Source organism: Clostridium sp. CCUG 7971 (genome assembly GCF_017590215.1).
In the GTDB taxonomy this organism is placed as follows: Bacteria; Bacillota; Clostridia; order Peptostreptococcales; family Peptostreptococcaceae; genus Faecalimicrobium.
This window is the reverse complement of sequence record NZ_JAFFPK010000017.1, coordinates 25,782-36,565: the sequence shown is the minus strand read 5'-3', so window position 1 is coordinate 36,565 and position 10,784 is coordinate 25,782. Positions and strand designations below refer to the sequence as shown.

The window sequence follows — 10,784 nt, the reverse complement described above, 5'->3', positions numbered from 1 at the left end:
CAGGATCAAACTCTTAAATATAAGTTTTGACTTGGGCTCAGATACTGTTATATATCTGGCTTTGTTTGCTTGTTTCAAATTCTATAAATTAACCTACTGTTTAATTTTCAAAGTTCATTTGTTTGTGTCTCTCTCGATCACATTTATTATATTATCATCTTGGTTCAACAAGGTCAACTCTTTTTTTACATTTTTTTAATTTGTTTTAAATTTAAAATTCATTATAATCTTATTTTATATTATGTAATTGGCCTTATACCTATATTCTATCTCCAATTTAATCAATAAAATTTTATTTATATATTCCCTAAATTTGTATAGATACAAAATATTGGTCAATAAAATATAACATAAGTATTATACCTAAGGAGATGAAAAATATGCATAAAAAATTAATTTCTTTTTCAATATTATGTCTAATATCTATTTCTTTAACTGGTTGTAGCCCCTTAAAGAACAGTTCTATTGATAATAAAACTAATAATATAAAAGAATCTACTAAAGATTCTATAACTATAAATGATAAACCTGTGATAAATAGTATCGATACTTCTAATTTAGATAACACTAAAATAAGTTGGTTCTTCGTTCCTAATGATGAACATAAAACTCCAACTATTAATACTGATCTTAAATTCAATCTAAATGATTATAATGCAGTTTATAATGGTCCAACTAGTAAAGAATCAAAAACTTTATACCTAACATTTGATGAAGGCTATGAAAATGGATATACTTCAAAAATACTTGATGTATTAAAAGAAAAAAATGTAAAAGCAGTTTTCTTCGTTACATCACACTACATAAAAACTAATCCTGATTTAGTCAAACGAATGGTAGATGAAGGACATATAGTTGGAAATCACACTATGAGCCATCCATCTATTCCTGATAGAGCTAATGACTTAAATCTATTTAATAATGAATTTAAAGATGTTGAAAATAGATATAAAAAACTTACTGGAAAAGAAATGGTTAAATTATTTAGACCTCCTATGGGTCAATATTCTCAAAAAAGCTTAGCTATGACTAAAAATTTAGGTTATACTTCTGTATTTTGGAGTTTTGCTTACCATGATTGGGATCCTAATGAACAGCCAGCAAATGAAGCTGCTCTAAAAAAAATAATGAACCACTTACATGATGGCTCTATCCTACTATTACATGCAGTTTCTAAAACAAATACTGAAATATTAGGAGATTTTATTGATAAAGCAGAATGTGAAGGATATAAATTTAAATTGTTAGATCCAAAATAAAAGATGGTGGGCATAATGTCCATCATCTTTTTTAATTAATTTTAGATAATCAATATAGCAACTATAGTTGTCACTACTAAGCCTACAATTACAGGTATAAAGTTTCTCTTGGCTAACTCAATAGGGCTAACTCCACAAATTGCTGCTGCTGATACTAAAGCCCAAGGAACTAGACATCCTCCTCCTACCCATATTGCTGCTATTTGACCTAGAGCTGTAAGTACTCCTGTATTACAGTTTATAGCACTTCCAAATACTCCTGCTAAAGAACCAGCTAATGACATTCCTGAAAATCCTGAACCATCAAGACCTGTTATAGCACCTACCACAGTTTCTATACCTGCTACTGCTATTTTATTAAGAGGAACTGATTGCGCTAGAGCTAAACCTATATCTGATAGCAACCCTTGAGATCCTCCTGGAAGTACATCCCCTAATACTGATGTTAAGGGTGATACTTCTCCCATATAGAAAAATGCTGCTATTGGAACTATTACAGCAAATATTTTCATACCAAACATAAATCCATCAGTTACATGGTCGCAGACTTTATCAAATCCTTTTTTACCATTTTCTAATAGATCTATTATTATTAATAAAAATACTGCTGTTCCACCTAATAATGCAGATGCATCTCCTCCTTTAAGGTCAAATTTATACATACATACTATATCTAAAATAAACCCTATCGCTACTATAAGTGTTGATACTTTAGCTTTAGTGCTGAATTCTTTAATTTCTTCATATTTTACATTTGATATTTCATCCTTAAACATTCCTTTTTTAATATCTCTTCTTAACATATAAAATGATACAGATACTGTTACCATAGACATTACCCAATAAAGTATCATACCATCATTTATAACAGAAGATACTGGTATTCCTGCTGCTCCAGCTGTTATACTAGGTGCTCCCTGTATTATAAAGTCTGTTGATAAAGCAATACCATGACCAAATAAATTAAGTGCAATTGCTACTCCAATTGCTGGTAGCCCAGCATTTACCGCTATTGGTAGAAAAATTGCCCCAACTAAAGCTACTGCTGGTGATGGCCAGAAAAACCAGGAAAGAAGTAACATAACTATACCTGTTACAAAAAATGCTGTTGTTGAGTTTTTGATAATTTTAGAGAAAGGTTTAACCATATAGTTAATTGAATGGTTTTCTTCTAATGCTTTAGATAATGCAACCATAATCGCTATAATTAAAATTATAGGACCTAGCTCATTTAATGATACTATAAAAGAACTAAATACTGCTCCAACTGCCCCTAATATGCTTTTTTTATAAAACAACCCTAAACAAAATACCCCCAAAGCACATGGAACTATAATGTCTTTTTTCATAATCATTATGATTAATATAGCTACCATAAATAAAATATAGATATAATGAGCCCCTGTCAAAACCATATTTATGTCCCCTTTTTAATTGTGATATTAACTATTATATGAACTCAAAAATAAAGTTGTTAATAAAAGTTTATTATTTAGGGAAAATAATACATATAATGAAATACATATTTTATTAAATTTGATATAATCTTTATATTATAAAATATTATAGGTTTTATTTGGAGGTTTATAGGTATGGAATATAATCAAAACTATAAAAAAGACATACTTCGATTAGCGCTATTTATAGGAGAGCTTATGCTTTCAAGTGGAGCAGAAACATCTAGAGTTGAAGATAGTCTTCTTAGGATTTGTAGGTCTAGGGGATTTAATCATGTTAACGTTTTTACAGCACCTACAGTTATAATTATTTCGGACGATAGATTTGACGGTTTTACTTTTATGAAAACAATAAAAAATAGATCTATCAATCTAAATAGAATTTCCTTGCTTAACGACTTTTCTAGAGAGTTTGTAAGTAATACAGACTTAACAGTTGAGCAAGCTCTTGTAAGATTAAAGAAGCTAGATCAAGCTTACTCATATCCTCCATACATAGTTAACTGTGCTACGGGATTTGCTTCAGCTAGCTTTGCATTTTTGCTTGGGGGAAATAATATCCCAACATTTTTATTTACTTTTATAACATCTATATTAGCTATAATTGTTTTTAATAAAATGATGAAAATTAGTTCCATATCTACATTTTCAAGTTTAGTTGCATCTATTGTAATAGCCTCTGCTGGAGCTTTACTTACTCAATTAGGATTTTTAGCTACTCCTAAAATGCTTATAGTTGGTTCTATTATGCCACTACTCCCTGGAGTAGCATTTATAAAAGGTATCCGTGATTTAATTTCTGGAGATTTAATATCAGGAGTATCTCGTGCCTTTGATGCAGGTATGACTGCTATCGCTATTGCATCTGGAGTTGGGCTTATACTTGATTTATGGATTAGAATAGGAGGTGCTTTTTAATGACTGATATGCCAATTTTTATGCATTTTATATTCTCATTTTTTGCTACAGTAGGATTTTCCATTTTTCTTAACGCTCCAAAATCTGCACTTTTACCAGCTGGTATAACCGGTGCTATTGGATGGACTTTATATATTGTATTATTTAATTTATCTGATAATGCAATATTTGCTAACTTTATAGCTGCTGCTGTTGTTTCTCTACTTAGTGAAATATTAGCTAGAAAATTAAAGCATCCTGCTATTTTATTCGTAATTCCAGGTATTATACCATTGGTTCCAGGTCTTGGAATGTATAATACTATGCTTTATTTAGTTCAAAATCACTTTGATTTAGCAATGTCTACAGGTGCAGATACTTTATTTATAAGTGGAGCTATTGCACTAGGGGTATTAATTATAACTTCACTTTCTAGAACATTGACTATATTACAACTAAAACAAAAAGCTGCTAAATAGCAGCTTTTTTCTATTGTTCAATATTTTTATCTACAGCTTGTTTTAACTTCTCACCCTTTTGATGACTTATTACATTTTCATTTACCATGTTATCTATAACTTCGTCTCTTTTTTTCTTCATTTCAGATTTTCTTTTTTCTTCTATCTTCTTATTATACTCATCTATCTTTTTAATATCTTCATCATTTAAAACACCTGAGTTTTTAAGTTCTATTATACTCTTTTCAAATGCAACTTTGCCCCTTCTATTATGCTTTTGGCATTGTTTAATACTTTCTGTAATATTAGTTTTAGAACTTTCTTCATTTTCTATAGTACTAGCATTTACTATTTGAAAATTTGATAAGCCTATCATTAAAGTCATAAGCATTGCTAATCCTACATATTTTTTTAATTTCATAGTCTTTCCTCCTAAAAATTTTTATCTCATATATATCATTCCACCCAACCTTAATTTAACCTTAATTTTTTAAATTTATTTTTTAGTATAAAAAAGACTTCTTAAATTTAAGAAGTCTTTTTCTATTAAGTTAGTATCTTTGTAATTGTTGGTATAAAATCTTTACTGTCTTTAAATTTCTTATCGTTTTTATTTAAAACAACATAACAAATATATGTAGTTAAAAAACCTACTATAGCACTTATTATTTCTATATTAGATTTAAACCCTAATGATTCTAATACAAAGTATGTCCCTATTGTTCCTATAAGAAGTCCCATAAGAGGTATTAAATATACAAAAGCAGTTGCTTTTAATACTTTTATATTTTCCATATTTACTTCAACATGATCTCCAACTTTTGCTCCTATAGTATTTTCTACCTCAACTAATATGTCTTTTTTTTCTGAACTTGTTACACACTTACCACACGATGCACATGCTGAGTGTCTTTGCATTTTTAATTTTGCAGTTTTTTCATCAACAATTTCTATAATGTATCCCTGTTGATTCATTTATACATTCCCCCTATTTAGTAAACTTATCTATAGTATACATAAGCTCATTTATCATATTCTCTGTATCTTCACAATCTCCTTGCTTTATACTTTCAGATACACATCCCTTTATATGATTCTCTAATATTATAGTACCAACTTTATTTATAGCAGATCTTATAGCAGATATTTGGACTAATATATCTACACAATATCTTTCTTCGTCTAACATTTTTTGAATTCCTTTTACTTGTCCTTCTATTCTTTTAAGTCTTTTCATAAGAGCTTCTTTGTCATTAGTTTTTGCTAAATTTTTTTCTTCCATTTTACTACCTCTCCTCTTAATTATAATTATATTATAACTTATTTTTGGAAATACTTGCATAGTAGATATAATTTGTTTTAGACAGTTATAAATTTCTCTTATTATGTGAATTATATTATTAAGAATTATTTTATTAAAGGAGATTATATAATGAATTTACAGTCTAAAAATAATGCAAAGCAAGCTTTAAGTAGTTTAAAAATGGAAATAGCTAATGAACTAGGTTACAACTACGATTCTATGAATGATAAAGTAGAAAGTAATGCTCCACAAGGAACATTAGAAGGAGCTGCTCAAAATGTATTAGCAGGGGAAAATTTCGGTGGAATGATGACTAGATCTTTAGTACAAAAAGGCGAAGAAATATTAATGAATCAATATAATTCTCAAAATAAATAATACTATATAAAAATTAGATAATTTAATCCAAGTATAGAATAACTTATTTATAATATTCTAATATGAAAAGCCACTTATTTTTATAAGTGGCTTTTTTTAACTAATCTATTTAGATTTATTCTCTAAAATATGCCTTGAATTAAACTTTATCAAGTAGCTTTATTTTTTCGTTTAGATTCTATTAATAAAAATAACATTATAAATACTATTGATATTGCAATTGCTGATAATAAATTCATACTAATATTTAAAGCATTTTCATTCATAATAATACCTCTAAATGCTGAGTTTACCCAAGTAAGTGGTGATATCATAGCAATCTTACCCGCAATTTCTGGCATAAATTCAATTGGTAAAAATCCTCCACTTAAAAGTGATACTGGTGTAACTACCATAGATAATATGATATAATACATTTCAGCATTATTAGATACTGATACTATAAGAAGTGCTATTGATATTCCAACCAATGATAGTACAAATGATAATATTATCATCCAACCAAAGTTTACATTAATATCTTTATTAAATAAATAAAACGTACAGCAAAGTGTTAGGCTTTGTAATATTAATAGTAAAAAGCACCCTAATATATGTCCTAGCATATATTGTACTTTACTAACCTTTGATACTAATATTCTTTTATCAATTTTCATATCTCTTTCTTTTATTATCGGACTAAGAGACTTTCCGGCAATAGATAAAAATATCATACAGAAAAATCCAAACATCAATATATAAGGTACTGCTTCAGATAAACTACTTCTTTCATTACTGAAAGTGTACTTTTCATTTTCATACTTTTCAAAGTTACTAATTATTTCTTCACTACTATCTCCAAATGATAAAACTTTAGATATTGAACTATTTATAGTACTTAATACTAATTCTTTATTTCGTTCATCTTCACTAGATATTACTTCTATTAAATTTTCTTCATTATTTTTAATACTATTAAGTATATTATCACTATCTATTATTACTCCTACTGATATTTCTTCATTTCTAACCATATCCTTAACTTCTTTAGGTGAATTTATATTTATAACATTTTTAAATTTATCTTTAGGTATTATTTTTTCATAAATTTCACCGTTATCTTTAGTGTAAACACCGATAATATTTTTATCATAAGCATCACCATCTGAATCATTCATAAACATAGTAAAAAATAAATTTATAGCTATTGGAAAAATTATTATTAATAAAAACCAACTTTTCATTACACTTTTTAGATTATGCTTTAATATAATTAAAATATTTTTCATATTATTTCACCACTTTTCTTTTTAATATAAATCTAGCTATTGCCACAAGTACAACTACAAAAAACATAGTTAATATTGTAGCTGAACCTATATTAGAGTAAATATTTGAATCTACTAATTTAAGCATTGATTCACTTAGCAATGTAAATGGATTAAGTTTTAATATTTTACTTACATTATTATCAAACATATTAGGTATAAATTTTCCAGAACTTAATGCTAATACTGTAACTATCCATGATACAATATTATCTCCTTGAATTCTCTTTTTAGCTATTGCTGATACGAATATTCCTATACTAACTGCCAATAGACTTAATAAAGCCATTAAATAGAGCAAACCAAATATATTTATAGTAGTTATTTTTACTCCATATATAATTGATATCATTAAAAGTGTTATAACTCCTTGTGTGAATATAGCAATAAATGACCCAATTACTTCCATTATTAATAATTTTGATATCTTTATTGGAGATGATAATACTCTTTCTCCTATATTTTCCTTAATATAAAATACATTTTTAAATGCATATATACTGGCTGTAAGAGTTGCCATTTGTAGCATTATAACTGCAAAATACGCTTTATAGTCCCTATTTTCATTAGGATTTGATTCTGATTTTAAAACTGTTTCTTTTATTATACTTTCATTTACCTCTTTATTTTTATTTGCTATCTCATTTATAGTTATTTGATTGAAAAATTCTTCTGTAATATTTTGAACAATACTCTCACTTACCCTTAATTTTTTGCTTCCAAGAATCTTTACACTTTTATTTTTTTCATCTATTTTTATACCTAAGTCTTCACTTTCAGAATCTGAATTTAGACTATGAACAATTTTTATAGCTTTATTATTTTTTTCAAAGTTATCTATAAATTCTATATAAGATTTAGTTAATGAACTTTTTTCATCTGCAATAATATTAATATTTACAGTTTCTACTTTACTTTCAGATCCGAACATCATAGAAAATATATATGGTAATATTAAAACTAAAAATATCGTAGTAAGTATTATACTTTTATCTCTTAAGCTTCTTTTTATTGTAGATATTATTATATTCATACTCATCACCCCCTAATCTCTAAGTTTTCTTCCTGTAAGATTTAGGAATACATCTTCTAAAGTTATAACTTTACTTTTTATATCAAGTATTTTTATATCTCTTGATGATAAATAAAGTATAAATTCATTTAGTGAATTTTTTTCTCTATCTATACTTATATAAATTTTATTTTCCTTAAATTCAACACTATCAATTCCCTTTATAGTTGATAATTCTTTTTCATCAATATTTGTTATATCATTTACTAAAACTTCAAATTTATTTTTGTTACTTATTATAGACTTTAGACTATCCTTACTTCCTTTAGCTATTACTTTTCCTTTATCAATTATTGCTATATTGTTGCATAAGGCTTCAACCTCTTCCATATAGTGAGTAGTATAAATTATTGTACATCCATTTGAGTTTAGTATTTTTATAGATTTCATTATATGATTTCTAGATTGTGGATCTATACCAACAGTTGGCTCATCCAGTATTAATATTTCAGGTCCATGTACTATTCCACAAGCTATATTTAATCTTCTTTTCATTCCTCCAGAAAAGGTCTTACTTAGCTTTTTACTTTCTTCAAGTCCTACAAATTCTAAAGCTTTAAGTGATTTTTCTTTTAGCTCTTTGCCTCTTAATCCATATAATGAACCAAAAAACATTACATTTTCAAGTGCTGTCATATCTTCAAATATTGCTAAGTCTTGAGGAACTATTCCTAGCTTACCCTTTAGTTCTGAGTCACTTTTCTTTACTTCTTTATTACATATTTTTATACTGCCTCTATCTTTATCTAAAATATTAGTTAGTATATTTATAGTTGTACTTTTTCCTGATCCATTTGGACCTAATAACCCAAATATATCCCCTTTTTCTATAGTTAAGTTTAAATTCTCTAAAGCTATAAAATCCCCAAAGCTTTTATATAATCCATTTATCTCAATATATTTCATAATCTACCTCCATTTTTTTATATTTTAATTATATGGAAATTTTATCTATTATTTAAGTATATATAGTCATAAGTTATCTATGACTTTAGTCATAAATTTAATATTCTTTTCGCTCATCTGGCTCAAGTAGCTATTCAATATGTTTATCAAATTCAGTAGTTGAAAATTATATTTATCCATAAAATATAATCTTCTTATATAAAAAAGCTATGAATAAATAATTTATTCATAGCTTTTCATAGTTAACTTTATTTTACTGGATTAACACTTAAATAATCATTACTTACATATCCGTATGAACCTTCAAACTTTATCTTAACCCATCCTGTTGAGAACATCTCTACTTGTTCTACTCTATCTCCATATGAAAGCCTTCCAATTATAGCATCTCCAGTTGATGGTCCTTTTCTAACATTTAATCCACCTGTAGCATTTACATATTTTATCTTTATATTTTCATTATTATCTTCTGGTGCTTTACTAGTTAAATAAGATCCACTAACATAGCCTACACCATTATTAAACTTTATTTTAACCCATCCAGTATTATACTTTTCTAACACTTCTACTTTATCACCTTTATATAATTCACCTATTTTGTTAGATGTTATTATAGCTTTTTCCCTTACATTTAAAGGTCGTCCTTCATCTACGTTAGTTACATACATTATATTTGACTCATTAGGTTTATTGTTGTTTACTTGCAATTCTTTTAATTCATTAAATGCATTTTCATTACCACCACTACCTACTTGAGTTATTATATTTGCTCTTTTTTCTGTAAATAAAGTTTTTTGTGAAGTACTTAAGCTATTTCCAACTATAAGAACCGGAGAATTTTCCTTAGCTGCTAAAACACCAACAGCTAGTGCATCTATAAGTTGGTCTTCTCTTTTCATACCATTCTTTGCCACAAATACATTATTTAATTTGTCAGAAGTGTAAAATTTATTTATTACTTTTGCATTAGTTTCATTTCTATTTGAACCGCCTAATCTTTCTGCATTAGGTACTTTATTTTCTATTTGTTGTGATACTGCACCATTTGACCCTATTATATAAGATTTTTTTATATCAGCATCTTTTATAAATCCTTCGAAATCTGATATTCCCTTGTTAGGTGATGCCGGCAATATAACCATTCCTTTAGATGCTGCTGTTGAAGCTATACTTACTGCATCTGATAATCCTTTATATCCATTTACTACTGCAATTTCAGATACATCTTTTATTTTATTAACTTCATTAGCTATTTTAAGCGCTGTATCATGTCTATTTACTCCACCAATTCTATTTGTTGTAATACCCATAGATTTTAATTGCTTATCTACATTATTTGATATTACTCCTGTTGAACCTATTATATGTACTTTGCTAGCACCTAAAGTTTTTAAAGCTTCTTTTGTAGTATTATTTAAAGAATCTTTGCCTGTTAATAATATTGGTGCATCTATTAACTTAGCAAAAGGTGTAACAGATAATGCATCAACTATCGAGCTACTGTTTACTATTACTACTTGATTTGCTTTACTCCAACCTTTTTTACTAACTTCTACTGCTGTTGAATATCTGTTAGCCCCTACTAACTTATTCTCAATAGCATAACTTTCAACTTCATTTGCGTGTGATTTTGGCATTATCGATAAAAATAAAGCTATTGATAATGCAGATGTTACTAATTTTGACCTTTTCATAATATTTCTCCCCCTAGTTTATTTCTAAATCTTATATAAATAATTATATAAGA

The 10,784-nt window shown here is 27.3% G+C and carries 12 protein-coding genes; 4 read left to right on the top strand and 8 right to left on the bottom strand.

All coding sequences use genetic code 11. The features are described 5' to 3' along the window. Window positions 1-380: 380 nt before the first annotated feature. Entirely contained in the window at window positions 381-1,259 is an 879-nt protein-coding gene (gene pdaA, locus JWF52_RS02925) for a delta-lactam-biosynthetic de-N-acetylase (RefSeq protein WP_208331851.1), read from the top strand. Window positions 1,260-1,300: 41 nt separating this feature from the next. Here the strand turns inward: pdaA and JWF52_RS02920 are convergent, their stop codons facing one another. Then, window positions 1,301-2,674, bottom strand: coding sequence for a hypothetical protein (locus JWF52_RS02920; RefSeq protein WP_208331850.1), 1,374 nt, complete (start codon window positions 2,672-2,674; stop codon window positions 1,301-1,303). A gap of 177 nt (window positions 2,675-2,851) precedes the next feature. On the opposite strand from JWF52_RS02920, the gene JWF52_RS02915 reads away from it, so the two are divergent. Together JWF52_RS02915 and JWF52_RS02910 are read left to right on the top strand one after the other, a co-directional pair. Further along, window positions 2,852-3,634 carry a threonine/serine exporter family protein gene (locus JWF52_RS02915; protein ID WP_208331849.1) on the top strand — a complete coding sequence of 261 codons (783 nt, stop codon included), beginning with the start codon at window positions 2,852-2,854 and terminating at the stop codon, window positions 3,632-3,634. Beyond that, window positions 3,634-4,092 carry a threonine/serine exporter family protein gene (locus JWF52_RS02910; RefSeq protein WP_208331848.1) on the top strand — a complete coding sequence of 153 codons (459 nt, stop codon included), beginning with the start codon at window positions 3,634-3,636 and terminating at the stop codon, window positions 4,090-4,092. Before JWF52_RS02915 ends, JWF52_RS02910 begins: the two co-directional genes overlap by 1 nt. A gap of 10 nt (window positions 4,093-4,102) precedes the next feature. Here the strand turns inward: JWF52_RS02910 and JWF52_RS02905 are convergent, their stop codons facing one another. The 3 genes from JWF52_RS02905 to JWF52_RS02895 all read right to left on the bottom strand — a co-directional run bounded on the left by JWF52_RS02905 (window position 4,103) and on the right by JWF52_RS02895 (window position 5,353). Further along, window positions 4,103-4,492 carry a hypothetical protein gene (locus tag JWF52_RS02905; protein WP_208331847.1) on the bottom strand — a complete coding sequence of 130 codons (390 nt, stop codon included), beginning with the start codon at window positions 4,490-4,492 and terminating at the stop codon, window positions 4,103-4,105. A 125-nt stretch (window positions 4,493-4,617) separates the two neighbouring features. Next, the gene (locus tag JWF52_RS02900; RefSeq protein WP_208331846.1) at window positions 4,618-5,046 is read right to left on the bottom strand and encodes a SoxR reducing system RseC family protein; all 429 of its coding nucleotides are present in this window, start codon (window positions 5,044-5,046) and stop codon (window positions 4,618-4,620) included. A 13-nt stretch (window positions 5,047-5,059) separates the two neighbouring features. Then, window positions 5,060-5,353: a metal-sensitive transcriptional regulator gene (locus JWF52_RS02895; RefSeq protein ID WP_208331845.1), complete on the bottom strand. Its 294-nt coding sequence runs from the start codon at window positions 5,351-5,353 to the stop codon at window positions 5,060-5,062. A 150-nt stretch (window positions 5,354-5,503) separates the two neighbouring features. Between JWF52_RS02895 and JWF52_RS02890 the strand changes: the two genes are divergently transcribed. Continuing rightward, the gene (locus JWF52_RS02890) at window positions 5,504-5,752 is read left to right on the top strand and encodes a small, acid-soluble spore protein, alpha/beta type (RefSeq protein ID WP_208331844.1); all 249 of its coding nucleotides are present in this window, start codon (window positions 5,504-5,506) and stop codon (window positions 5,750-5,752) included. A 149-nt stretch (window positions 5,753-5,901) separates the two neighbouring features. Here the strand turns inward: JWF52_RS02890 and JWF52_RS02885 are convergent, their stop codons facing one another. The 4 genes from JWF52_RS02885 to JWF52_RS02870 all read right to left on the bottom strand — a co-directional run bounded on the left by JWF52_RS02885 (window position 5,902) and on the right by JWF52_RS02870 (window position 10,731). After that, a complete protein-coding gene (locus tag JWF52_RS02885) occupies window positions 5,902-7,020 on the bottom strand; it encodes an ABC transporter permease (RefSeq protein WP_208331843.1) in 1,119 nt (372 codons plus the stop codon). A gap of 1 nt (window position 7,021) precedes the next feature. Then, a complete protein-coding gene (locus tag JWF52_RS02880; RefSeq protein ID WP_208331842.1) occupies window positions 7,022-8,092 on the bottom strand; it encodes an ABC transporter permease in 1,071 nt (356 codons plus the stop codon). A 12-nt stretch (window positions 8,093-8,104) separates the two neighbouring features. Next, window positions 8,105-9,037, bottom strand: coding sequence for an ABC transporter ATP-binding protein (locus JWF52_RS02875; RefSeq protein WP_208331841.1), 933 nt, complete (start codon window positions 9,035-9,037; stop codon window positions 8,105-8,107). Window positions 9,038-9,285: 248 nt separating this feature from the next. Beyond that, window positions 9,286-10,731 carry a cell wall-binding repeat-containing protein gene (locus JWF52_RS02870; RefSeq protein WP_208331840.1) on the bottom strand — a complete coding sequence of 482 codons (1,446 nt, stop codon included), beginning with the start codon at window positions 10,729-10,731 and terminating at the stop codon, window positions 9,286-9,288. Window positions 10,732-10,784 lie beyond the last annotated feature (53 nt).